This is a genomic window from Ponticoccus sp. (in: a-proteobacteria) (genome assembly GCF_048381735.1).
In genome coordinates this window covers 128,819-151,869 of record NZ_JBLXGL010000007.1, presented here as the reverse complement: position 1 = coordinate 151,869, position 23,051 = coordinate 128,819, and the positions used below count along the sequence as shown (strand labels likewise).

The window sequence follows — 23,051 nt, the reverse complement described above, 5'->3', positions numbered from 1 at the left end:
ATGAAGGCTATCCCTGCCTCTGGTTCAATCCGGAACCCCTTGGCCAGGACAGCCCCGCCCCTGAGACCCCGGCCCGTACGGCAGGCCCCGTCCGCCCTTCTTCGGTCTGGCAAATACCCTCGGGGGGTGGCCGCAGGCCGGGGGGCAGAGCCCCCCTGCGCCCGCGCCACGCAGGGCACCCGGGCGGAGAAACACCCGTCACCGCGCCCGAAGGACGCGCCGGTCGCGCGCGTCAGCGCGCGAAACCCCGCGCCATGGCCCCGCAGGGGCCGTCACAGGGCAGGCCCATCCGGCCAGCCCCGTCAAGCGAAGCCGTTACTTCTGTCCGATCCGGGGTTCCGTCCCGGCCTTCAGCCGCTTCAGGTTCTCCCGGTGCCGCCAGAAGACCAGCACCGTCAGGAGGGTGCCGGTCAGCAGCAGGTCCCAGCGCGCGAAGGCAAACATCCAGACCGTCGAAGAGGCCGCGCCCACCAGCGCTCCCACCGAGGAAATCCGCGTCACCAGCGCCGCCAGCAGCCACATCGCGCAGCAGGCCAGTCCGACGGGCCAGCTCAGCGCCAGCACGACGCCAAGGAAGGTCGCCACGCCCTTGCCGCCCCGGAAGCGCAGCCAGACCGGGTAGCAATGGCCGATGAAGGCCGCCAGTCCCGCGATCTGCATGGCGCCGCTGTCGCCGGTCACCCAGCCTGCCAGCAGCACCGCCAGCGCGCCCTTGACCCCGTCCAGCAGCAGCGTTGCCGCCGCCGCCGCCTTGTTTCCGGTGCGCAGCACATTGGTTGCGCCGATATTGCCCGACCCGATGCTGCGCAGGTCGCCCAGCCCCATGGTCCGGGTGATCAGGATGCCGAAGGGCACCGACCCCATGAGGTAGCCCAGCACCACCCAGGTTCCGGCGATCAGCAGCGGAGTGTCGAACATCCTGCCCTCCTCAGGCTTCGAAGACGCGGGTGCCGGAAACCCATGTCCCCAGCACCTTGCCCTGCAGGCGGGCATTGTCGAACGGCGTGTTCCTCGACTTCGAGCGCAGCGCGAAGCGGTCCAGCACCACCGGCTTGTCCGGGTCGAAAAGCACCAGGTCGGCGGGCGCGCCCGCGGCCATCCGCCCGGCGCCCAGCCCCAGCCGCTTCGCCGGGTTCAGCGCCAGCGCCCGGAACAGGCAGGGCAGGCTCAGCTCGTCGGCGTGATACAGGCGCAGAAGCACCGGCAGCATGGTCTCCAGCCCCACCGCGCCAGAGGCCGCCTCTTCGAAGGGCAGGCGCTTGGATTCCTCGTCCTGGGGGGTGTGAAAGCTGCCGACGATGTCGATCAGCCCGGTGCGCAGGGCTTCGACCACCGCCTTGCGGTCGTCCTCCGAGCGCAGCGGCGGCGTGACCTTGAAGAAGGTCCGGTAGTCGGCGAGATCCATCTCGTTCAGCGTCAGGTGGTGCATCGAGGTGCCCGCCGTCACGTCGAAGCCGTTGGCCTTGGCCCGCTCCAGCGCCGGAAGGGCGCGCACGGTGGTGATCTGGTCGGCGTGGTAACGCACGCCCGTCATCTCGACCAGCGCGATATCGCGGTCCAGCCCCATGCGCTCGGCCATGGGCGAGACCGCGGGCAGCCCGCGCAGCGAGGCGAACTTGCCCGAGGTCGCCGCCGCCCCCGCAGACAGCCCCGGCTCCTGCGGGTGGCCGATCACCAGCGCGCCCAGCGAGCGCGCGTAGGTCAGCGCGCGGGACAGAACCTTGGTATCGCGCACCACCCGGTCGCAATCGGTGAAGGCCACGGCGCCCGCGTCCATCAGGAAGCCCAGCTCGGTCATCTCGCGCCCGTCGCGGCCCTTGGTCAGGGCGGCCATGGGCAGCACATGCACCGGCGCCTCGTCCACCGCGCGGCGGCGGATGTAGTCCAGCGACTCGGGGGTGTCGATGCAGGGCTGGGTGTCGGGCCGCGTCACGATGGTCGTGACCCCGCCCGCCGCCGCAGCGGCCCCGGCGGTGCCATAGCTTTCCTTGTGGCGCTCTCCGGGCTCTCCGACCTTGACGCCGATATCCACGATCCCCGGGGCAAGGCACTTGCCGCCACAGTCCACGCGGATCAGCTCCGCGCGCGGTCCGCCCGCGCCCTCGGCGGCGAGCTGGCGTTCAAGCGCTGCGGCCTCTGCAAAGATCTCCCGGATCACGCCATCGGCGACAAGCACCGCCGCCCCCTCGACCACGCGATCTGCTTCGGGGTCGATCAGGCGGGCATTCAGGAAGGCTGTCTGGGTCATGTGAGGTCCGGAAATCGGCTGCGGTTCGGCGCGGTTCCCCCTTCCTCTAGGGCATAACGGCGACCGGGAAAAGCCGCAGCGCACGACCCGCGCGGGACACCGCGCCGGAAAGGCCTCGCGGGGTGGCCCGCGTGGGCCGGGGCGGGATCCTGCGCAGGTCGCCGCCAGAGTGCCGCGAGGCCGCTTCAACGCGGACAGAGGGGGCCTGCGGTGGGCTTGCCCCTGCGCCGTCCCTGTCGCCGCCCCGTCGCGGCGGCTTCGCGGGGTTTGAGCCGGGCGGCTCGCCCCTGTGTCGCCCGCGTCGTTCCGGGGGCGGCGCCGGTGGTCCATAGGCCCGTTTCGTGCCGGAGGGCCGGGAAAACCGTCAGGATCCCCCGGATGACGCCCTGTCGCGGGCGCTATGGGCGGAAGGCGGGGGCGTGGCCCGGGCGGCGCTGCCAGACCGTCGCGCCGGGATCGAGGATGCGGCTCCGGCCGGGGCGCGGTGTCATCGCAGCGCCAGCAGGACGACCAGCAGGATCAGGACCCCAAGGCCCGCCAGCAGCAGTTTCAGCAGGGTCGAGCCGCCCCGGCCCGAGGTGTCGGGGGTGCCCTGCGCAAGCTGCCCCCGGGCGGCATCGCTGCGCAGCGGGGCGCCGCGCCCCGGCGCGGGATGCGCGCCATAGGCGCCGACATGGGACAGCGGTGCGGCGGGCGACAGGCGTTGCGAGGTATTGTCGAAGGCCTGCGGCGGCAGGATCACCACGTGCCCGGTCAGCGCGTCGAGCGTCGCACGATCCGCCGCCAGCGTCTTTTCGGGCAGATTGTGCGCCTCTGCCAGGTAGCGCGACAGCGGCATCGGCCCCAGATCGCCGATGCGCAGGGTCTCGACGAAGGCAGGCCGCAGCGCCGTGGCCCCCAGCGCGTATTTCAGCGGCCATTCGCCGGTGCCGGCCATGGTGGTGAACCGCTCGACCGCCTCGGGCGGCAGGTCGAGGTGAAACAGGTGCAGGGTCTCTGTGTCCGAGCCGTTGATCTCGACCTGTGTCATGCGGTCCCTCAGGGCATTGGAAAGGGGTCTTGGTAGACTATCGTGGCAGAGCCGGGAAAGGTTCCCGCGCATGTCTTGACGCGCGGAAACGTCCTCAGGCCATGACCTCTTTGGGATGTGCGCGCAGGTTGCGGGCAAGAAGGTCCATGGCGGCCATGCGCACGGCAACACCCATTTCCACCTGGTCCTGAATGACCGAGCGGTTGATGTCGTCGGCGATGGTGCCGTCGATCTCGACCCCGCGGTTCATCGGCCCGGGGTGCATGACGATGGCGTCGGGGGCGGCGCAGGCCAGTTTCTCGGCGTCCAGCCCGTAGCGGTAGAAATACTCGCGCTCCGAGGGGATGAAGCCGCCGTCCATACGTTCCTTTTGCAGGCGCAGCATCATGACCACATCGACGCCCTCCAGCCCCTTGCGCATGTCGTCGTAGACCTCGACGCCGAAGTCGGCGATGCCCGCGGGCATCAGCGTGGCGGGGCCGACGAGGCGGATGCGGTTCTCCATCTTGCCCAGCAGCAGGATGTTCGAGCGGGCCACGCGGGAATGCGCGATGTCGCCGCAAATCGCGATGTTCAGGCGGTGCAGGCGACCCTTGGCACGGCGGATGGTCAGCGCGTCCAGCAGCGCCTGCGTGGGGTGTTCGTGCCGCCCGTCACCGGCGTTCAGCACCGCGCAGTTGACCTTTTGCGCCAGTAGATCGACTGCGCCCGAATGCGGATGACGGACCACCAGCAGGTCGGGGTGCATGGCGTTCAGCGTCATGGCGGTGTCGATCAGCGTCTCGCCCTTCTTGATGCTGCTGGCCTGCATCGACATGTTCATCACGTCCGCGCCCAGCCGCTTGCCGGCGAGTTCGAAACTGGCCTGCGTGCGGGTCGAGTTCTCGAAGAACATGTTGATCTGGGTCAGACCGGCCAGCGCGGCGCCGTGTTTCTCGCGGCGGCGGCCATGGGCGGCATAGCGGTCGGCAAGGTCGAGGACGGTGGTGATCTCGTCCGGGCGCAGGGGTTCGATCCCCAGCAGGTGGCGTTGGTCGAAGCGCATGGGCGTCCCCTTGGGTCGGTTGTGGCTTTCATAGGAAGCGGGGCTTCCGGGGGCAAGGGCGGTGCGCGCGGCGGGCGGAGCGCGCGGGTTGGTGGCGGGGCGCCTGTGGCTGCGGAGCACAGAGGTATTTGGACCAAGAAGAAGCACGGGGGGCAAGAGAAGGGCGGCGTGGGGCGTGATGTGGCGGCGGGTTCGGGGGATTTGCGCGAGGGTGGTTTTGCATCGGCGGCGCGGGGCGTAGGGTAAGGGCCATGGAATCGGAGGACGGCATGGCGCTGGACTGGCACGTGGCACGGGCTTTGCTGGAATGGCAGCTCGAGATGGGGGTGGACGAGGCGCTGGCAGAGGCGCCCGTCGACCGCTTTGCCGTCGAGGCGGCGGCGCGCGAGGCTGCGGCGCAGCGCGAGGCGGCCCCGGCGCGGGCCGCGGTGCCGGTGCGGCAGGCCGCGGTGGATCCGGTCGCCGAAGCCGAGGCGCTGGCGCGCGCGGCGGTCGATCTGCCGGCACTGCGGGCGGCGATGGAGGGTTTCGACCATTGCCAGCTGAAGCGCGGCGCGCGGCGGCTGGTCTTTGCCGATGGCGTGGCCACGGCGCGGGTCATGGTGGTGGGCGAGGCCCCGGGCCGCGACGAGGATATCGAGGGGCGGCCCTTTGTCGGGCGTGCCGGGCAGTTGCTGGACCGGATGCTGGCGGCGGTGCAGCTGTCGCGGGCCGAAAGCGTCTATATCACCAATGTCTTGCCGTGGCGGCCGCCGCAGAATCGCGACCCGCGCCCCGAGGAGATCGCGATGATGCTGCCCTTCCTCAGGCGGCATATCGCGCTGGTCGATCCGGCGCTGCTGGTGATCGTGGGCAATATTTCCTGCCAGGCGCTGCTGGGGCGGCGCGGCATCACGCGGCTGCGCGGCCAGTGGACAGAGGCCGAGGGGCGGCCCGCCCTGCCGATGCTTCATCCCGCCTACCTGTTGCGCCAGCCGCTGGCCAAGCGCGAGAGCTGGGCGGACCTTCTGTCGCTGAAGGCGCGGCTGCGCGACCTGCCCGCGCCGGGCTGACGCCCTGGGCAGCGCGCGGTGGGACCGGGCGGAGCCCCGGGCCGTGGCGGTGTTCCCTCCCCTGCGCAGGCCTGCTGGCACAGGGGGCAGGGCGGCGGCCTCTGCGGCTCTCTGTGCCCTTCCCGGGGGCGGGGCGGGGCGCTAGGCTTTGCCGAGTGACACCCGTGAGAGAGGCCCCATGTCCCGCATCGACGAAACGAGAGAGTTCATCCCGGTCCGGATCGCCGTCCTGACGGTGTCGGATACGCGCTCCATGGCGGAGGACCGGTCCGGCCAGACGCTGGTGGACCGGCTGGAGGCGGCGGGGCATCGTCTGGCCGCTCGCGAGATCGTGAAGGACGAGCGCGACGGGATCGCCGCCGTGCTGCGCCGCTGGATCGCCGATCCGGCGATCGACGTGGTGATCTCGACCGGCGGCACCGGGCTGACCGGGCGGGATGTCACCGTCGAGGCGCACCGCGACGTCTACGAGAAGGAGATCGACGCCTTCGGCACTGTCTTCACCCATGTTTCCATGCAGAAAATCGGCACCAGCGCGGTGCAGAGCCGGGCCACGGGCGGCGTCGCCGGGGGCACCTATCTCTTTGCGCTGCCCGGCTCTACCGGGGCCTGCAGGGACGCCTGGGACGAGATCCTGTCGCTGCAGCTGGACTATCGCCACCGGCCCTGCAACTTCGTCGAGATCATGCCGCGGCTTGAGGAACACAAGCGACGGAAATGATCCGCAGGCGCGTATCATCGCGTAGGTTATGGAAGAGGTCCGGTTCCCGGCGGGGGCCGGGCGGAGGATGCCGATGCGATTTCTGCGAAAGAGCCTGACCGGGCTGTTCCTGCTATCCCTGACGCTGGGCCTTCTGGTCTATGCGGGCGTCCTGGTGCGCGACGCGGTGCAGCACGCCATGACCCAGGAGCCGCGGATGCCCAACGCCCGCGAGCGGGTTTTTACCGTCAATGTCGTCGAGGCGCGGCCCGAGGCGCTGCGCCCGATCCTGCAGGCCTTCGGCGAGGTGCAAAGCCGCCGCACGCTGGAACTGCGGGCGGCGGCCTCTGGCGCGCTTGTGGATCTAGCGCCGGATTTCGTCGAGGGCGGGCAGGTCGTGGCGGGGCAGCTGCTGGCGCGCATCGATCCGGCCGGCGCGCAGCTGGCGCTGGACCGGGCCGAAAGCGACCTGCTGGACGCCCGCGCCGAGCAGCGCGAGGCCGAGCGCGCCATCGTGCTGGCCCGCGACGAGCTGACCGCCGCCGAAGAGCAGGTGGCCCTGCGGGCGCAGGCGCTGGAGCGGGCGCAGGGCCTGCTGGACCGGCGCGTCGGCACGGCGGCCACGGTGGAGGATGCGGAACTGGCGCTGTCCTCGGCGCGGCAGTCGGTGCTGACAAGGCGGCAGGCGGTGGCCACCGCCGAGGCGCGGATCGATCAGGCCGCGACGGCCCTGCGGCGCGGCGAGATCGCCGTCGCCGAGGCGCAGCGCGCGCTGGACGACACCGAGGTGCGCGCGGCCTTCGCCGGAACGCTGTCGGATGTGACGGTGGTGGCGGGGCGGCTGGTTTCGGCCAACGAGCAGCTGGCGCAGCTGGTCGACCCGCAGGCGCTGGAGGTGGCCTTTCGCGTGTCCACCCAGCAACATGCGCGGCTTCTGAGCGATGCGGGCCGGGTGCAGGAAATGCCGGTGACCGCGACGCTGGACGTCTTCGGCACCAATCTGGCGGCGACGGGCCATGTCTCGCGCGATGGGGCGGCGGTGGGCGAGGGGCAGACCGGGCGGCTGCTGTTCGCGACGCTGGACGCGCCGCGCGGTTTCAAGCCCGGCGATTTCGTCACCGTCGCCATCGAAGAGCCCGAGGTGCGCGACGTGATCCGCCTGCCTGCCACGGCGCTCAATGCCGCCAGTCAGGTGCTGGTGCTGGGCGAGGGCGCGCGGCTGGAGGCGATGACCGTCAACCTTGTGCGCAGGCAGGGCGACGCGGTGCTGGTGCGGTCCGCCGCGCTGGACGGGCGGCAGGTGGTGGCCGAGCGCACGCCGCTGCTGGGCGCGGGCATCAGGGTAGAGCCGGTGGGCGAAGCCGCCGCCGTGGCAGAGGCCCCCGCCATGGTGGCGCTGTCGGACGAGCGGCGCGCCCGGCTGGTGGCCTTCGTCGAGGCCAATAGCCGCATGCCCGAAGAGGCGCGCAGCCGTCTGCTGGCGCAACTGGCGCAGCCCGAAGTGCCCGCCGAGACGGTGGCGCGCATCGAGCAGCGGATGGGGGGCTAGGCCGTGGTGCGCCCCCTGAACCGGGCCGCCGGCGGTGTCTTCGGCTATTTCACCCGTCACCCGACACTAGCCAACCTGCTGCTGGTGATCCTTCTGACCTCTGGCGCCATGGCGATCCCCAACATGCGGGCGCAGTTCTTTCCCGACGTGGTGGTGGACGAGGTGCAGGTCTCTGTCAGCTGGGACGGCGCCGGGGCCGAGGATGTCGACAGCGCCATCGTGCAGGTGCTGGAACCGGCGCTTCTGGCGGTCGAGGGCGTCGAGGCGTCAGAGGCCACCTCGCGCGAGGGATCGGCCCGCGTGGCGCTGGAGTTCGAGCCCGGCTGGGACATCGCCCGCGCCGTGGACGACGTCCAGCAGGCGGTGGACGCGCTGACCACCTTGCCCGAAGAGGCAGACGATCCGCGCGTCAGCCGCGGCGGCTGGAGCGACCGGGTCACCGATCTGGTGATCACCGGGCCGGTGGGGGTGGACCAGCTGGCCCGCTTCTCGGACGAGCTGATCGTGCAACTGTTTGCCGAAGGCGTGACGCAGACGACGATCCGGGGCCTTGCGGCGCCGCGCACGGTGGTCGAGGTGCCCTCGCAGAACCTCGTGGGTTTCGACGTCACGCTGGCCGAGATTTCCGACGCCATCGCCGCCGAGGTCGACGCCGATCCGGCGGGCGACGTGGGCGGCGGCGGGGCGCGGGTGCGCACGGGGGTCGAGAAACGCTCTGCCGACGACATCGCGGGGATCGTGCTGCGCTCGAACCCGGACGGCTCCAAGCTGACCGTGGGCGAGGTGGCGCATATCCGGGTCGAGGGCGTCGACCGCGACCGCAGCTATTTCGTCGGCGACAATCCGGCCATCTCGATCCGGGTCGACCGCTCGGCGCGCGGCGATGCCATCGGCATCCAGCGCACCGTCGAGGAGGTCGCGCGCCGCTATCAGGCCTCGCTGCCCGAGGGGGTGACCATCGACCTGATCCGCACGCGGGCCGAGGCGATCACCGGGCGCCTGAACACGCTGCTGGACAACGCGGCCTCTGGCCTGCTGCTGGTGGTGGTGCTGCTGTTTCTCTTCCTGAACACGCGGACCGCCTTCTGGGTGGCGGCAGGCATCCCAACCGCGATGCTGGCGGCGATCGCGCTGATGTATGCCTTTGGGCTGACGATCAACATGATCTCGCTTTTTGCGCTGATCATCACGCTGGGCATCGTTGTGGACGACGCCATCGTGGTGGGCGAGCACACCGACCACCTCGCCCGCAGGGGGCTGGACAGCTACGACGCGGCGGAAACGGCGGCCCGGCGCATGGCGCTGCCGGTCTTCTCGGCCACGCTGACCACGGTGATCGCCTTCTTCGGGCTGACCGCCATCTCTGGCCGCTTCGGCGAGATGATCGCCGATATCCCCTTCACGGTGATCGTGGTCCTGCTGGCCAGCCTCGTCGAATGCTTCCTGATCCTGCCCAACCACATGGCGCACGCGGTCAGGCATTCGGCGCATGAACATTGGTACGATCTGCCCTCGCGGCTGGTGAACCGGGGTTTCGTCCGGGTGCGCGAGACGCTCTTCCGCCCCTTCATGCGGCTGGTGATCGCCGGACGTTACGTCGTGCTGGCCGGGGCGGTGGTGCTGCTGGCGGCGAATGCGGCGCTGCTGATCCGGGGCGATGTACCATGGCGCTTCTTCAACTCGCCGGAACAGCCCTCGGTCTCGGGCAACTTCGCCATGGCCCCCGGGGCCACGCGCGCGGATACCATTGCCCAGATGCGGCTGTTGCAGCAGGCGACGGACGAGCTGGCCGCCGAGTATCAGGACCGCTACGGCCTCAGCCCGCTGACCTACGTCATGGCGGAAATCGGGGGCAACTCCGGTCGCGGGCTGGCCGGGACCGACACCAAGGAAAGCTGGCAGCTGGGCGGCATCTCGATAGAGCTGATCGAGGCGGACCTGCGCCCCTATTCCTCTTTTGCCTTCGTCGGGGAGTTGCAGGAGAGGGTGGAACGGCACCCCATGGTCGAGACGATTTCCTTCCGGGTCTGGCGCGGCGGGCCGGGCGGCGACGCGCTGGACGTGCAGTTCTTCGGCGCCTCGGCAGAGGTGCTGAAACGCGCCTCGGAAGACCTGAAAGAGGCCATGGCCCGCTTCCCCGAGGTTTCGGCGGTCGAGGACAACCTGTCCTACGACAAGGACGAGATGATCCTCGAACTGACGCCGCAGGGGCAGGCGCTTGGCTTCGACACCGACGGCCTGGGCCGCGTGCTGCGCAACCGGCTGAACGGCATCGAGGCGGCGACCTATCCCGACGGACCGCGCAGCGCCGAGATCCGCGTCGAACTGCCCGAGGACGAGCTGAAGGCGGATTTCCTCGAAACCACGCTGATGCGCACGCCGGACGGGGCCTATGTGCCGCTGGCCGATATCGTCAGCGTCCAGCAGCGCACCGGTTTTTCCACCGTGCGGCGCGAGAACGGCGTGCGGCTGATCTCTGTCACCGGCGACATCTCCGAGGACGATCCGGCCCGCGCGACCGAGGTCATGACCGCCCTGCAGGAGGAAATCCTGCCCGCCATCGCCGCGCGCCGTCAGGTGGATTACCTTCTGTCGGGCCTGTCCGAGCAGGAAGACCGCTTCCTGAACGACGCGCGCATGGGGCTGACGCTGGTGCTGCTGGGCATCTACCTCGTGCTGGCCTGGGTCTTTGCCAGCTGGACGCGGCCCTTCGTGATCATGGCGATCATCCCCTTCGGGCTGGTGGGCACCATCTACGGCCATAACCTCTGGGACGTGCCGATGAGCATGTTCACGGTGGTAGGCCTGCTGGGCATGACGGGGATCATCATCAACGATTCCATCGTGCTGGTGACGCAGATCGACGAATACGCCCGCGAAAGGGGGCTGATCCCCTCGATCATCGACGGGGCGGCGGACCGGCTGAGGCCGGTCTTCCTGACCACCGCCACCACGGTGCTGGGGCTGGCGCCGCTGCTCTACGAAGGCTCTGCCGATGCGCAGTTCCTGAAGCCCACGGTGATCACGCTGGTTTACGGGCTGGGCTTCGGCATGCTGCTGGTGCTGCTGGTGGTGCCCGCGCTGGTCGCGGTGCAGCACGACCTTGCGCGCTTCGGCGCTTCGGCCCGGCGGGGCCTGCGCTTTCGCGTCGGTCGCGTGCGGGCGCTGATGGGGCTTGCGGCGCTGGCGGTGCTGGGCTGGCTGGCGGCCACCCTGGGCCATGTGGCGGTGACCGGCGCGCTGCCGCAGATGTTGCAGGGCGGTGCGCTGGCGGGGGCCGGGGCGCTGAACGCGGCGCTCTTGCTTTTTGCGGGCGGCGTCGCGGCGCTGGTGGCGGTGCTCTACGGGGCAGGGGCGCTGGCCCTGGCCCTGGGGCGCCCGCGGCGGCAGAAGGCGGCCTGAGGCTGGATTGTCCCCACGGACAGGGGCGCGGTTGTCGGCACAAAGGGGCGGAGCGGATACGCGGGGCCCGCGCGGGCGGCCTGCAACAAGGGTCAGAGACGGATCGCAAGCCGGGCCTTCAGCGCCCCGGCCCGCGCCGCGAAGGCCGGGTGATCAGCCGGTGCAGCCCTTGATCTCCACCGGCATGCTGCCGCCCAGAACGGTGATGCGCAGCGCCGAGCGGTCCAGCGCGATGGCCCCGCCAGAGGCGTGCCGCACGGTGGTCCGGGCCACAAGGCGCCCGCCGCTCCAGCCGGTATCCGGGTCGGCGACCCAAAGCGCCGGGTCCGGCGTTTCGATCACCGTTTCCTCGCGCCCGGTGCCGCGCGGCATATCGATGGCGACCTCCAGACCCACGCCCTTCTTCGCCGGGGCAATCCGGCAGGAGACGCCGCGCACCCCGGCCTCGGCGCCCGGGAAGGGCAGGTTGGCAAGGGCGGCGGCGATCACCGGGTCTGGCCGGGTCGCCTTGGCGGGCAGGTCGACGGATACGCGGACCCGGTGCGGCATGCAGACATCCTTGCAGATGCCGATATCGACCACGCCGCTCAGCCGCGCGTCGCCGCGCGCGTCCTTCAGCGAGACGCGCAGGGGCAGCACCAGCTCTCCCTTGTAGCCGATCGAGCGCATGCCGGATTGCCAGAAGACCACCGGCGCCGGCCATTGCGGCGTGATGGCCCGCGTGTTGCGGGTGCCGCGCCATTGGAATTCCGGTGGAATGCCCGCTTCTCCGGGGCTGCGCCAGTAGGTCTTCCAGCCGGGCGCAAGGCGCAGGTGCAGGGCGGCCATGTGATCGCCGTTCGGCAGGCGCCAGCCGGGGCGCAGCTCGGCCTGCACGACGTTGTCATAACTTTCGGCCCGCGCCGGGGCGGTCATGGCCGCAAGGCTCAGCAGCATTGCGAAAAGGGTCAGAAGGCGTGTCATCCCTTTCAGATGGCGAGTCGGGGCTGAAATGAAAAGTCACGCTTTGGCGATGCTGCCGTGTCCGGGCAGGGCGGTGGCATGACGGACACGGCCACCCTTGTCAGTCTGCGCGCGGGTCGCCATGTTTGAAGCATGACAAGACTGCAAGAGGCGCGGGGCAGCGCAGCCATGAAGACAACGGCGCCGACCAACCTGACCGGGCATATGCTGATCGCCATGCCGGGCATGGGAGACCCGCGTTTCGAACAGAGCGTGGTGTTTCTCTGCGACCACTCTGACGAGGGCGCGATGGGGCTGATCGTGAACAAGCCCAATACCGACATCGAGATGAAGGCCCTGCTGGAGCAGCTGGATATCGCCGTCGATGCCGACCTTGCCGGGCGGCAGGTGCATTTCGGCGGCCCGGTCGAGATGGGGCGCGGCTTCGTGCTGCACACGCCGGATTACGAATCGGTGGTGACGACGCTGGAGGTCCGCGACGACATCCACATGACCGCCACGCTCGATGTGCTCGAGGATCTGGGCCGCGGCGACGGCCCGGACAAATGGCTGATGCTGCTGGGCTACGCGGGCTGGGGCCCGGGCCAGCTGGAGCGCGAGATCGCCGAGAACGGCTGGCTGGTCTGCGAGGCCTCGACGGGGCTGGTCTTCGACGCGGGCGACATGGACAAGTGGACCGCCGCGCTGCAGTCCATCGGCGTGGCGCCGGTGGCGCTGTCCTCCGAGGGCGGCCGCGCCTGACCGGCGACGGCGCCCCGCCCGGACCGCCCATCTTCTTCTTGGATCAAATACCCTCGGGGAGCGCGAGGGGCAGCGCCCCTCGTTCCGGCCCTCTCGACGGGCGCAGCGGCTGCCGGTGCCCTAGCGGTCCGCCGCCGCCCGGCTCAGGCGGTCATTGATCGCCACGCCAAGCCCCAGATGCGGGATCGGCGCCACGGCGATCACCCGTGCGCCCTGCGCGTCCAGCCGGTGCAGGTATTCGAACAGGTTGGCCGCCGCCTCTGTCAGGTCCTCGGTTTCGGACAGGTTCAGGTCGCAGTCGGTGTCCCCGAAACCCAGCCGCGCCTCGCCCTCCTCGAAATCCACCGCGTTCAGCCGCACCCGCGCACGCGGCGCGTAATGCGAGCGCGTCTGCCCGGGGGCGCTGATGTGGTCGGTCTCGCGCCGGGTGGCGACGCGGGTGTTCAGCACCTCGGCCAGATCGTCCATCGGCACGCCGCCGGGACGCAGCAGCGTCGGCGGCCCGGCCAGCCCGAGGATCGTCGATTCCAGCCCGACCGCACAGGGGCCGCCATCCACCACCGCCTCGATCCGGCCGGTCAGCCCTTCCAGCACATGGCGGGCGCGCGTCGGGCTGATCTGTCCCGACAGGTTCGCCGAGGGCGCCGCCACCGGCCCGCCGATCTCGCGCAGCAGCGCCTGTGCGACGGGGGCCGCGGGCATCCGCACCGCCAGCGTGTCCAGCCCCGCCGTCACCAGTTTCGACACCGGCGCGCCGTCCCGCAGCGGCAGCACCAGCGTCAGGGGGCCGGGCCAGAAGGCCTCTGCCACGCGCTCGGCAAGGTGGTTCCACTTCACCAGCGCCTTGACCTCTTCCAGATCGGCCAGATGCACGATCAGCGGGTTGAAGCTGGGCCGGCTCTTGGCCTCGAAGATCCGGGCGACGGCGCGGTCGTTGCCCGCATCGGCGCCCAGCCCGTAGACGGTTTCCGTGGGAAAGGCGACAAGCCCGCCCCGTGCCAGCAGGTCGGCGGCGCGCGACAGGTCCCGCGCGCTGGCGCTCAGATGTTCGGTGGTGATCTCGACCATGTCCCCTCGTGACGCGGCGTTTCGCTGGGCAGGTTGCGGCAAGCGCTTACCCTTTCGTAAAGGTTTGCTACAAGAGACACAGTGCATTGCCAAGAACAAGGGAGGCCCCATGCCCTATCGCGCGCCTTTGGAGGATTTCCGCCGGATCCTGACGGATGTGGTGGGATACGAGCAGGTCTCCGGTACCGATCTCTACGCCGAGGCCGGGATGGAGACGGTCGAGGCCGTCCTGACCGAGGCCGGGAAGATGTGCGAAGAGGTGCTGGCGCCGCTGAACCGCAATGGCGATCTGGACCCGGCGCGGCTGGAAAACGGACGCATGCGCACGCCCAGGGGCTTTGCCGAGGGCTACAAGGCGATTGCCGAGGGCGGCTGGGTGGCAATCTCCGCCGCACCCGAAAGCGGCGGCATGGGTCTGCCCATGGCGGTCACCACCTGCGTGAACGACATGATGGGCTCTGCCTGCCTGGCGCTGCAACTGAACCCGCTGATGACCCAGGGCCAGATCGAGGCGCTGGAGCACCACGCCAGTGACGAGCTCAAGGCGCTGTACCTGCCCAAGCTGGTGACCGGCGAATGGCAGGGCACCATGAACCTGACAGAGCCGCAGGCCGGGTCGGACGTGGGCGCGCTGTCGACCCGGGCCGAACCGCTGGAGGATGGCACCTATGCCATCACCGGGCAGAAGATCTACATCACCTGGGGCGACAACGACTTTACGGAAAACGTCTGCCATCTGGTGCTGGCGCGGCTGCCCGACGCGGTGCCGGGGACCAAGGGCATCTCGCTCTTCCTCGTGCCGCGCAACATCCCCGACGCGGACGGCAACCCGGGCGTGGCGAACGACCTCAAGGTGGTCAGCCTCGAACACAAGCTGGGGATGCACGGCTCTCCGACCTGCGTGATGCAATATGACGGCGCCAGGGGCTGGCTGGTCGGCAAAGAGGGCGGGGGCATGCGCGCCATGTTCACCATGATGAACAACGCCCGCCTCGGCGTGGGCGTGCAGGGCGTGGCCATCGCAGAGGCCGCGACGCAGGCGGCGCTGGCCTATGCGCAGGAGCGCAGGCAGGGCCGCACGCCCGAGGGCACCATCATCGGCCACGCCGACGTGCGCCGGATGCTGGCCACCATGCGCGCCGATACCTTCGCCGCACGCGCCATCGCGCTGGCGCAGGCGGTGGCCATCGACATGGGCCGCGCCACCGGCGAGGCCGACTGGCAGGCCCGCGCGGCGCTCTTGACCCCGATCACCAAGGCCTTCGGCACCGACACCGGCATCGCGGTGGCGGACATGGGCGTGCAGGTGCACGGCGGCATGGGCTACATCGAGGAAACCGGCGCGGCGCAGTTCCTGCGCGACGTCCGGGTGACGGCGATCTACGAGGGCACCAACGGCATTCAGGCCATGGACCTCGTGGGCCGCAAGATGATGGACGGCGGCGAGGCGGCCTACCGCCTGCTCGACGAGATCGAGGGCTTCGCCGAAACCGCGCGCGGCCAGATGCCCGAGCTTGCCACCCGGGTCTGGGAGGCCGCCGAATCGCTGCGCGAGACCACAGAGGCGCTGGTGGCGACCGAGGTCGCGGACCGCTTCGCCGGGGCGGTGCCCTACCTGCGCGGTTTCGCCCGGGTGCTGGGCGGCTATTTCCACCTGCGCGCCGCCATGGCCCAGCCCGAGGGCGGTGCCGCGCGGCTGGCCCGCTTCTACATCGAACGCCTGCTGCCGGAACACACGGGCCTGCTGGTCCAGGCCCGGGCCGGTTCGGACGCGGTCATGCAGATCACGGCCGACGACCTGGCGGCGTGATGGACGGCGGCCGCTCTCCCATCGCCTATCCCTTCGATGCGCCTCCGGCGCCGGGCGAGGCCGTCGAAGTGGCCGAGGGCGTGCTCTGGCTGCGCCAGCCGCTGCCGATGAAGCTGGACCATGTCAATGTCTACGCGCTGGACGACGGCGACGGCTGGACGCTGGTCGACACCGGCTTTGACACCCGCAAGAGCCGCGCGATCTGGCAGCAGGCCCTCGCCGGCCCGCTGAAGGGCAAACCGGTGCGCCGCGTCATCGCCACGCATCACCACCCCGACCACATCGGCCTTGCCGGCTGGTTCCAGACCGACCACGGCGCCGAACTGGTCACCACCCGCACCGCCTGGCTCTTTGCGCGGATGCTGACGCTGGACGTGCAGGACCGGCCCGCGCCCGAAACGGTGGCCTACTGGAAGGCGGCGGGCATGGCGCCCGAGATCCTCGAGCAGCGGCTGGCAGAGCGCCCCTTCAACTTTGCCGATTGCGTGGCGCCGATGCCGCTGGGTTTCACCCGCATCCGTCAGGGCGACAGGATCCGCGCGGCGGGCCGCTCCTGGGAGGTCCATATCGGCAACGGCCACGCGCCGGACCATGCGACGCTTTGGTCCCAAGACGACAATCTCGTGCTCTCCGGCGACCAGATCATCGCCTCGATCAGCTCGAACCTGGGCGTCTACGCCACCGAGCCAGAGGCCGACCCGGTGGGCGACTGGCTGGAGGCCTGTGAAAGGCTCGCCACACTGGCCCGTCCCGATCACCTCGTGCTGGGCGGCCACAAGCTGCCCTTCACCGGCCTGCCCGCCCGCATGGCGCAGCTGATCGACAACCACCACGGCGCGCTCGACCGCCTGCATGGCTTCCTCGACACGCCCAGAACCGCCGGAGACTGCTTCCCGCCGCTCTTCAAGCGCAAGATCGGCGCGGGCGAATACGGCCTCGCGCTGGTCGAGGCCATGGCGCATTGCCTGCACCTCTGGCACCAGGGCCGCGCCAGCCGCGAAAGACGCGCCGACGGCGCCTGGCTCTTCCGCGCCCGCTAGGGCCCAGCCCCCCGGGCCCCCGCGCGGCGCCCGGGGCCCCAATACCCCGGCGCACCCTCTCTGCCACCACCCGGCCGGAAACAGGGCGCGGTCACACCACGGCCTGCCCCCCACGCAGCCCCCTGTGCCTCTTCCTGGCCCAAACACCGCTGGGCCCCCGCCGCCACGACCACGCCGCCCGCGGCAGGGTGGCGTCACAGCAAGGCACCCCACGCCGCCCCCGGGGCGCGGCCCCTTGTGTTTCTTCTTGGTCCAAATACCTCTGCGCGCCGCCGCCACGACCATTCCGCCCGCGGCAGGGCGGCGTCGCAGCAAGGCACCCCGCGTTGCCCCCGGGGCGCAGCCCCCGCGCTTCTTCTTGGTTCAAATATCCCGGAGCCAGGCAGCCGCCGCCGCAGCGCCTGCGCTTAATCGGCAGTGTCCATCCAGATCGTCACCGGCCCGTCATTGACCAGCGACACCGCCATGTCCGCGCCGAACCGCCCGGTTGCGACGGCCAGCCCCTGCGCCTGCATCTGCGCGGCAAAGTATTCGTACAGCCGCTCGCCCTCTGCCGGGGGCGCGGCGGTGGAAAACCCGGGCCGGTTCCCGCGCGCGGTATCCGCCGCCAAGGTGAACTGGCTCACCACCAGCGCGGCTCCGCCGACATCGAGCACCGAACGGTTCATCCGCCCCTCCTCGTCGCGGAAGATCCGCAGCTTGGAAATCTTGCTGGCCAGCCGCTCGGCCTCGGCCTCGGTATCGCCCTGCATGGCGCAAATCAGGATCAGCAGCCCCGGCCCGATCTCTCCGATGACCGCGCCCTCGACCGCGACCCGCGCCTGCGTGACGCGCTGGATCAGCGCCCTCACAGCTCGTCGGCCCAGGGGGGATTGGCGCCCGCGCGGCCAACCGTCACCGCCGCCGCGGCGACGCCCAGCTCTGCCGCCGCCTCCAGCGCATCCAGCGGTGCCGAAGCCAGAGCCTGCCGCGACAACAGCCCTGCCTTGTGCAGCCCTGCCAGAAGACCGGCGTTGAAGGTATCGCCCGCGCCGACCGTATCGACCACCGTCACCCGGCGTGCCGCGACCCGCCGCGTGCCGGCGCGCGTGACAAGGTCCACGCCCTCGGCGCCACGCGTCACCGCCACCAGCGCCGCGCCGCCGGTCAGCAGCGCCTCGGGCGCGGTGCCCAGCCAGTCCATGTCCTCGTCGGAGACCTTGACGATATCGGCCCGTCCCAGCATGGCTTCCAGCCGGGCGCGATAGCGCGCCTCGTCGGTGATGAAGCCGGGGCGGATGTTCGGGTCGATCATCACCGGGCGATCCCCGGCCTGCGCGCAGAAGGCCGCGTAGCTTTCGGCCTGCGGCTCGGACACCAGGGAAATGCCCCCGAAGAACAGCGCATCGATGCCCGGGGCCTGCAGCGGCAGCTCTGCCTCGGTCAGCATCCGCCCCGCCGTGTTCTCGTCGTAAAAGGCATATTGCGCATGGCCGCCCGTCAGCGTCACGAAGGCCAGCGTCGTGGGTCGCGCCGAGCGCGGGCAGAAGTGGTGGTCGACGCCGGAGGCCTCCAGCTCGGCGACCAGCATCCGCCCGAAGAGGTCCGAGGACAGCCCGCCGAAATAGCCCGAGGGCGCCCCCAGCCGCCCCAGCGCGATGGCGGTGTTGAAGACCGCGCCCCCCGCGTAGGGCGCAAAGGCCGGCTCTCCACCGGCGCTCTCGCGCGGCAACATGTCGATCAGCGCTTCGCCGCAACACAGGATCATGGCCGGACCTCCCTCTGGTGGCCCCGTGTTTGCGCTAGCTGCCAGGCAAAGGCAATCCTCACTGGTTCTGCGCGATCAGGTAGCCAAGCCCGCCCGCCAGGATCAGGCCCAGCACCACGGCAATGGCGATCTTCGCCGCCGACCACGGGCGTTCCCCCTGCACGCGGCCCGTGCGCCCGTTGACGACGAAACGATAGCTCTTGTCGCGATACTTGTAGGCGGCCATCCAGACCGGCAGCAGCACATGCTTGAAGGTCACGTCGCGCAACTCGGTCTCGACGTGGTGGATGCGCTGGCGGTCGCCGCCGATGTCGAACTTCACGTCGCGCTGGATGACGCGGTCCATCTTGACCCGCGCCTCCTGAAAGCCCTCGTCCAGATCGACCTGATAGCCCTCGGCCCGGAACCCGGCCAGGAACTCGGGGCGGTAGGGCTCCATCGCCGACAGGTCCCAGGGCTCCAGCGCGTCGGTATAGCGCTTGGGCAGCGCCTTCGAGGCCAGCACCAGCACATCGTCGAAGAAGCGCGTCACCCGCCCCGAGACCCCGCGCCAGCGGATCTTCTGCACCTGCTGCTGCGTGGGTTTTCCGTCGCGCATCACGGTGCGGGTCTCGTAGTAGATGGTGCCGCGCTCGCCGCGATAATCCGAGGTCGTATCGGCGTCGAAGGTCCAGTAGGGCACGTAGATCCCGGTCAGCTTGCGCCCCTTGCGGGCATAGTCCTGCAACCCGTTCGGCGCGAACCAGAGCTTGCCCAGCCAGTCGACCATGGCGGCGCGCGCCTGCGCCTCGTCCATGGCGAAGGGCAGAAGGCCGCGCGGCTTGATATGGCGGTGTGTGCCGGTGTCGGTGACCACGGGCGTGGCGCAGAAGGGGCATTCCGAGGCATGGACGTCGGGGTCGAACTCCACCTGCGCGCCGCAATTGGGGCATTGCGCGACGCGGGTCTCTTCCATCTCCTGCAGGGGCAGCAGGTTGTCGATCGCCGCGCGGAAATCCAGCTCCCTGACCCCACCGTCCCAGGGACCGGCCTGCACCATCTCCTCGGTATTGCCGCAGTGGTCGCAGACCAGCTTGCCCACATCCGGGTCGAAGCGCAGGTCGGACCCGCAGTTGTCGCAGGGAAAGCGGTGCTCTTCCCTGGGGTCCGTGGCCGCCGGGGGCGGGGGCAGAGTGGTCATGCGGTTCTCCCTCGGGTCGCTTCGGCGCGAGTGTTCCCGCTGCGCCATCCGGGGTCAAGGCAGGCGGTCCGGCGGGTTTTCCCCACTTGAGACCCGCGCCCGCGCCGCTATCTTCCGCAGCGCAGCAACAGGAGCGCCCGCATGATCCGCGCCACCATCCTCGCCCTCTGCCTCGCCGCCCCGGTGCAGGCCTCCGAACTGAGCTACAGCTTCCACTGGCAGGGCGCAGGCGGCTACGCGCTGCGCGGCGCCCTGTCCTACGACGCGTTTTTCGGCACCGGCGAGATCCTGCGCGAGGATGAACTGACCTGCTTTGTCATCGAGGGGCTGAAGGACGGCGACCCCATCGGCCGCTGGGCCCTGGGCGACCTGACAGAGGACACCTCGTGGAGGCTGACCTTCGATCCCGCCCGCCCGGCCTTCGTGGTCGAGGGCGAAGGCGTCGACATGCCGCAGGCCTGGAACATGGACGGCTTCGGCACCGACTGCGGCGCAGGCGGCTTCGGCTTCAACATCGGCAACGCGGCGCAGGACATCTGCCTGGACGGCGCGCTGATCGTCGAAAGCCAGGTCGACCCCTACCGGCCCTTCCCGGTCTCTCCCGCCCCGGGGTTCGACTTCCCGCGCGATGCCTGCCGCGGCCCGGACCTGCTCAGCCTGCTGGCAGACTGACCCGGTCCGTCCGCGACCCGACGGAGTGGATTGCGGCAAAACCGGTGGCAAAACGACCGCACCGCCAAGCGCACAGACCCTCAGCTGCCGCGCCCGCCCGGCCATGAGTGCGCCCGGCCCCCCTTCTTCTGTCCGGAAAATATCCCGGGGCTCGGGGCAGAGCCCCGAAACGGGGGTCCGGGGGCGCAGCCCCCGGGAGTGAATGCGCGCCGAAGGCGCTCAATGGGGTCGATCGCCGGATAGGGGCGCGGGTCAGACGCCCGGCGGCGGGGGCGGCGGCATGACGGTGAAAAGCTGCGCCAGTTCGACCACCGCGCCCGCCTTCTTCCAGCCGTCCTGACCCTGTGTCCAGACGTGGGTCTCGCGGGTCAGCTCCTGTGTCGCGACCATCTTGCCAAGGTCGGCGCGGCTGAAGGGGCCGGAGGTCTGGCCGTCCTTGGCGATGTGCCAGACATGTTCCACCGGCGGCGGCGGCGGCGAGGCCATGGGCGCGGCGGCGGGGGCGGGTTGCGGCTGCGCAGGCGCGGCCCCCCAGGGACCCTGCTGGCCCATGGCATTGGCCATCTGCATGCCCATCCCGGCGCCGAAGCCCATGCCCATGGACTGGTCCATCGCGCCGCCCTGACCCATGGCCTCGGCGGCCTTCCACTTCATGTGATCGTCGAGGTTGCCCGCCAGCCCGCGCGAGGTGCGCGCGTCCAGCGCCTTTTCCACCGCCGGCGGCAGCGAGATGTTCTCGATGTAAAGCTCGGGCAGGGACAGGCCATATTGTGCGATCACCGGGTCGATGGCCTTGGCGATCAGCGCGCCGACCTCGCCGGTATTGGCGGCCATGTCCAGAACCGGGATGCCCGACCTGGCGATGTCCTTGGAGAACTCCTGCACGATGATGTTGCGGATCTGGAAAGAGATCTCGTCCATGGTGAACTCGCCGTCGGTGCCGACGATTTCCGACATGAAGAGCGCCGGGTCCACCACCTTGATCGAATAGGTGCCGAAGGCGCGGATGCGGGTCGGCCCGAATTCCGGGTCGCGCAGCATGATCGGGTTCTTGGTGCCCCACTTCAGATTGGTGAAGCGGTTGGTGTTGACGAAGTAGATCTCGGATTTGAAGGGCGACTGGAAGGCGTGGTCCCAGTGCTGCAGCGAGGTCATGATCGGCATGTTGTTGGTCTCGAGCATGTAGAGACCGGGGGTGAAGACATCCGCCAGCTGGCCCTCGTGAACGAAGACGGCGGCCTGCCCCTCGCGGACCGTCAGCTTGGCCCCGTATTTGATCTCGTGGCCCTCACGCTCGAACCTGTAGACCAGCGTGTCGCGGGTGTCGTCGGTCCAGTGGATGACGTCGATGAATTGTCCGCTGAGAAAATCCCAAATGCCCATGGCGCCCTCCTTGGCCGGATGCCTGCCGGTCCGGACGCGCGGGGCCTTGCGGCGGCCCGCGTGGTCCGGGGTATCCGGCAGGCTGATTGCCAAAAGAGGTAACAACGATGCTCGCGCAGGCCAAGGGTGCAATCGCCCCGGTGGCAGGGGGAAAAGGGGGCGGCATGCATCGCCGGGCGGAGGGGGGCGGGGGCAGTGGCGGTCGGGTTTCGCCTGCCTGGGGCAGGCGCCCGGCCGGGGAGGCTCTGCCTCCCCGGACCCCACCGGGATATTTTCAGACAGAAGAAGAGCGGGGCGTGCTATGCGGCCTGTTGTGCGGGTCGCCCGGTCCCCTCCGGCGCGGTGCGGCGGGGCTTGAGGCGATCGGGCAGGGGCGCGATCCGGGGTCCGTCTTCCTGGGCCCAAGGATGTCCGGTTGTCAGGACGGCCCGCCGAGCATTTCGCCAGCGCGCTTCTGGACCACGGGCAGGGCCTCGCGGGCGGTCATGCCGGGGGTCAGGGCCGGGTCGTAGAGGATCTTCAGCAGCATCTCGTCCTGGCGCGTCAGCAGGGCGAATTCGTCGTCGTCGTTGAAGATCGAGGGGCGGGCGCGCGGATCGTCGTTGCCCAGCCCCATGCCCTGCGCCACCTCTTCGTGGATGCAGGACTGGCGCAGGAGATCGGGGTGTTCCGAGCGGATCACCGCGATGGCGGTGCCGTAGTTGTAGCCTCCGGGCGTGTCAGAGAAGGCCACGACAAGGCAGTGGATGCTGCGCGGCAGGGAGTTGAACAGACGCAGGGACGCGGGGTTCACGTCGGGCACCAGCTGGCGGATGCGCGGCGCGATGAGGTCGGTGTCGTCCTCGCTCATGAACAGCACGTGGAAGTTCGCGCCGCTCTCGACCATCTGGATCGGATGGCCGGAAACCCGCGCCAGGCGCGCGGCGTAGGATTTGACCTGCGCGCGGTCCCAGTCGATCTGGTCGCGCGGCACATTGGGGCCGAACTCGACCGCCATGCGCACCGGCTGGGTCCATTTCTTGATCGCGCTGGCGCCGCCCGCGGAGGGGCGCAGCCCTTCGCCGCGCACGTATTCCTCTTCGAGGGCGATCTTGACGAAATTGCGCACCAGCATGGTGTCGGTGAGGGGGGTGTCCTCGCCGCCGCCGTCGGTGCGCAGAAGCCCGCGCGCCAGCAGGTCGCGCTGCACCTTGCCGTAGTAGCGTTGCAGGGCGAGGCTGTTCTCGGAGGGGGGCCTGGGCGTGGGGGCGGGCATCGCCGCAGGGGTCACCGTCTCGGGCTTCGGCCCGACAGAGTCGGGCCGGGCAGCGGGTTTGACCGCAGAGGCCCGCGGGGCAAGCGCATTGCTGTCGCAGGCCGCAAGGCCAACGAGTCCGACCAGCGCCGCCGTGGCGGCTGTCCACAGGCCCGGCTTTGCCATG

19 protein-coding genes are annotated in these 23,051 nt (G+C 70.1%); 8 read left to right on the top strand and 11 right to left on the bottom strand.

The features are described from left to right. Positions 1-315: 315 nt before the first annotated feature. From plsY to ACN5KJ_RS13710, 4 genes are all read right to left on the bottom strand, one after another. Positions 316-918: a glycerol-3-phosphate 1-O-acyltransferase PlsY gene (plsY, locus tag ACN5KJ_RS13725; protein ID WP_347166544.1), complete on the bottom strand. Its 603-nt coding sequence runs from the start codon at positions 916-918 to the stop codon at positions 316-318. A gap of 10 nt (positions 919-928) precedes the next feature. After that, positions 929-2,248, bottom strand: coding sequence for a dihydroorotase (pyrC, locus tag ACN5KJ_RS13720; protein WP_418594632.1), 1,320 nt, complete (start codon positions 2,246-2,248; stop codon positions 929-931). 487 nt (positions 2,249-2,735) lie between these two features. After that, on the bottom strand, positions 2,736-3,278 hold the full coding sequence (locus ACN5KJ_RS13715; protein WP_418594630.1) for an aspartate carbamoyltransferase catalytic subunit: 543 nt from the start codon (positions 3,276-3,278) through the stop codon (positions 2,736-2,738). Between the two features lie 94 nt (positions 3,279-3,372). Next, positions 3,373-4,323, bottom strand: a complete 951-nt coding sequence (locus ACN5KJ_RS13710; RefSeq protein WP_347166548.1) for an aspartate carbamoyltransferase catalytic subunit — start codon at positions 4,321-4,323, stop codon at positions 3,373-3,375. A 251-nt stretch (positions 4,324-4,574) separates the two neighbouring features. Between ACN5KJ_RS13710 and ACN5KJ_RS13705 the strand changes: the two genes are divergently transcribed. From ACN5KJ_RS13705 to ACN5KJ_RS13690, 4 genes are all read left to right on the top strand, one after another. Beyond that, positions 4,575-5,375, top strand: a complete 801-nt coding sequence (locus ACN5KJ_RS13705; RefSeq protein WP_418594628.1) for a uracil-DNA glycosylase — start codon at positions 4,575-4,577, stop codon at positions 5,373-5,375. 178 nt (positions 5,376-5,553) lie between these two features. Next, a complete protein-coding gene (moaB, locus tag ACN5KJ_RS13700) occupies positions 5,554-6,096 on the top strand; it encodes a molybdenum cofactor biosynthesis protein B (protein ID WP_347166550.1) in 543 nt (180 codons plus the stop codon). Positions 6,097-6,169: 73 nt separating this feature from the next. Beyond that, positions 6,170-7,624 carry an efflux RND transporter periplasmic adaptor subunit gene (locus ACN5KJ_RS13695; RefSeq protein WP_418594626.1) on the top strand — a complete coding sequence of 485 codons (1,455 nt, stop codon included), beginning with the start codon at positions 6,170-6,172 and terminating at the stop codon, positions 7,622-7,624. A gap of 3 nt (positions 7,625-7,627) precedes the next feature. Then, on the top strand, positions 7,628-11,026 hold the full coding sequence (locus ACN5KJ_RS13690; RefSeq protein ID WP_418594624.1) for an efflux RND transporter permease subunit: 3,399 nt from the start codon (positions 7,628-7,630) through the stop codon (positions 11,024-11,026). Positions 11,027-11,179: 153 nt separating this feature from the next. On the opposite strand, the gene ACN5KJ_RS13685 is transcribed toward ACN5KJ_RS13690, so the two are convergent. After that, positions 11,180-11,989: a protein-disulfide reductase DsbD domain-containing protein gene (locus tag ACN5KJ_RS13685; RefSeq protein WP_418594623.1), complete on the bottom strand. Its 810-nt coding sequence runs from the start codon at positions 11,987-11,989 to the stop codon at positions 11,180-11,182. 168 nt (positions 11,990-12,157) lie between these two features. On the opposite strand from ACN5KJ_RS13685, the gene ACN5KJ_RS13680 reads away from it, so the two are divergent. After that, a complete protein-coding gene (locus tag ACN5KJ_RS13680; protein ID WP_418594621.1) occupies positions 12,158-12,730 on the top strand; it encodes a YqgE/AlgH family protein in 573 nt (190 codons plus the stop codon). 120 nt (positions 12,731-12,850) lie between these two features. On the opposite strand, the gene ACN5KJ_RS13675 is transcribed toward ACN5KJ_RS13680, so the two are convergent. Further along, entirely contained in the window at positions 12,851-13,798 is a 948-nt protein-coding gene (locus tag ACN5KJ_RS13675) for an L-threonylcarbamoyladenylate synthase (protein WP_418594620.1), read from the bottom strand. Positions 13,799-13,907: 109 nt separating this feature from the next. On the opposite strand from ACN5KJ_RS13675, the gene ACN5KJ_RS13670 reads away from it, so the two are divergent. Both ACN5KJ_RS13670 and ACN5KJ_RS13665 read left to right on the top strand, forming a co-directional pair. Then, positions 13,908-15,608 (top strand): acyl-CoA dehydrogenase, encoded by a 1,701-nt coding sequence (locus ACN5KJ_RS13670; RefSeq protein WP_418594618.1) that lies wholly within the window; start codon positions 13,908-13,910, stop codon positions 15,606-15,608. After that, complete coding sequence (locus tag ACN5KJ_RS13665) at positions 15,608-16,648, top strand: MBL fold metallo-hydrolase (RefSeq protein ID WP_418594664.1); 1,041 nt, start codon at positions 15,608-15,610, stop codon at positions 16,646-16,648. Before ACN5KJ_RS13670 ends, ACN5KJ_RS13665 begins: the two co-directional genes overlap by 1 nt. 407 nt (positions 16,649-17,055) lie before the next feature. On the opposite strand, the gene dtd is transcribed toward ACN5KJ_RS13665, so the two are convergent. Genes dtd through ACN5KJ_RS13650 form a run of 3 tightly spaced genes read right to left on the bottom strand, consistent with a single transcriptional unit; the run spans position 17,056 to position 19,575 of the window. Next, positions 17,056-17,499 (bottom strand): D-aminoacyl-tRNA deacylase, encoded by a 444-nt coding sequence (gene dtd, locus ACN5KJ_RS13660; RefSeq protein ID WP_347167997.1) that lies wholly within the window; start codon positions 17,497-17,499, stop codon positions 17,056-17,058. After that, entirely contained in the window at positions 17,496-18,395 is a 900-nt protein-coding gene (locus tag ACN5KJ_RS13655) for a carbohydrate kinase family protein (RefSeq protein ID WP_418594616.1), read from the bottom strand. Before ACN5KJ_RS13655 ends, dtd begins: the two co-directional genes overlap by 4 nt. Before the next feature lie 58 nt (positions 18,396-18,453). Further along, positions 18,454-19,575 (bottom strand): TFIIB-type zinc finger domain-containing protein, encoded by a 1,122-nt coding sequence (locus tag ACN5KJ_RS13650; protein WP_418594615.1) that lies wholly within the window; start codon positions 19,573-19,575, stop codon positions 18,454-18,456. A gap of 141 nt (positions 19,576-19,716) precedes the next feature. Between ACN5KJ_RS13650 and ACN5KJ_RS13645 the strand changes: the two genes are divergently transcribed. Then, entirely contained in the window at positions 19,717-20,247 is a 531-nt protein-coding gene (locus ACN5KJ_RS13645) for a hypothetical protein (protein WP_418594614.1), read from the top strand. A gap of 252 nt (positions 20,248-20,499) precedes the next feature. Here the strand turns inward: ACN5KJ_RS13645 and ACN5KJ_RS13640 are convergent, their stop codons facing one another. Together ACN5KJ_RS13640 and ACN5KJ_RS13635 are read right to left on the bottom strand one after the other, a co-directional pair. Next, positions 20,500-21,630 carry an SPFH domain-containing protein gene (locus ACN5KJ_RS13640; RefSeq protein ID WP_418594613.1) on the bottom strand — a complete coding sequence of 377 codons (1,131 nt, stop codon included), beginning with the start codon at positions 21,628-21,630 and terminating at the stop codon, positions 20,500-20,502. A 418-nt stretch (positions 21,631-22,048) separates the two neighbouring features. Continuing rightward, the gene (locus ACN5KJ_RS13635; protein WP_418594612.1) at positions 22,049-23,050 is read right to left on the bottom strand and encodes a DUF2927 domain-containing protein; all 1,002 of its coding nucleotides are present in this window, start codon (positions 23,048-23,050) and stop codon (positions 22,049-22,051) included. Position 23,051 lies beyond the last annotated feature (1 nt).

Bases quoted from the DNA above. Each gene is read 5' to 3' on its own strand.
- ACN5KJ_RS13655 (WP_418594616.1), bottom strand. From the start codon at position 18,395: ATGATCCTGTGTTGCGGCGAAGCGCTGATCGACATGTTGCCGCGCGAG.
- ACN5KJ_RS13675 (WP_418594620.1), bottom strand. From the start codon at position 13,798: ATGGTCGAGATCACCACCGAACATCTGAGCGCCAGCGCGCGGGACCTG.
- pyrC (WP_418594632.1), bottom strand. From the start codon at position 2,248: ATGACCCAGACAGCCTTCCTGAATGCCCGCCTGATCGACCCCGAAGCA.
- ACN5KJ_RS13705 (WP_418594628.1), top strand. From the start codon at position 4,575: ATGGAATCGGAGGACGGCATGGCGCTGGACTGGCACGTGGCACGGGCT.
- plsY (WP_347166544.1), bottom strand. From the start codon at position 918: ATGTTCGACACTCCGCTGCTGATCGCCGGAACCTGGGTGGTGCTGGGC.
- ACN5KJ_RS13680 (WP_418594621.1), top strand. From the start codon at position 12,158: ATGAAGACAACGGCGCCGACCAACCTGACCGGGCATATGCTGATCGCC.
- ACN5KJ_RS13635 (WP_418594612.1), bottom strand. From the start codon at position 23,050: ATGGCAAAGCCGGGCCTGTGGACAGCCGCCACGGCGGCGCTGGTCGGA.
- ACN5KJ_RS13695 (WP_418594626.1), top strand. From the start codon at position 6,170: ATGCGATTTCTGCGAAAGAGCCTGACCGGGCTGTTCCTGCTATCCCTG.
- ACN5KJ_RS13670 (WP_418594618.1), top strand. From the start codon at position 13,908: ATGCCCTATCGCGCGCCTTTGGAGGATTTCCGCCGGATCCTGACGGAT.
- ACN5KJ_RS13650 (WP_418594615.1), bottom strand. From the start codon at position 19,575: ATGACCACTCTGCCCCCGCCCCCGGCGGCCACGGACCCCAGGGAAGAG.
- ACN5KJ_RS13645 (WP_418594614.1), top strand. From the start codon at position 19,717: ATGATCCGCGCCACCATCCTCGCCCTCTGCCTCGCCGCCCCGGTGCAG.
- ACN5KJ_RS13715 (WP_418594630.1), bottom strand. From the start codon at position 3,278: ATGACACAGGTCGAGATCAACGGCTCGGACACAGAGACCCTGCACCTG.
- ACN5KJ_RS13710 (WP_347166548.1), bottom strand. From the start codon at position 4,323: ATGCGCTTCGACCAACGCCACCTGCTGGGGATCGAACCCCTGCGCCCG.
- ACN5KJ_RS13665 (WP_418594664.1), top strand. From the start codon at position 15,608: ATGGACGGCGGCCGCTCTCCCATCGCCTATCCCTTCGATGCGCCTCCG.
- ACN5KJ_RS13640 (WP_418594613.1), bottom strand. From the start codon at position 21,630: ATGGGCATTTGGGATTTTCTCAGCGGACAATTCATCGACGTCATCCAC.
- ACN5KJ_RS13685 (WP_418594623.1), bottom strand. From the start codon at position 11,989: ATGACACGCCTTCTGACCCTTTTCGCAATGCTGCTGAGCCTTGCGGCC.
- moaB (WP_347166550.1), top strand. From the start codon at position 5,554: ATGTCCCGCATCGACGAAACGAGAGAGTTCATCCCGGTCCGGATCGCC.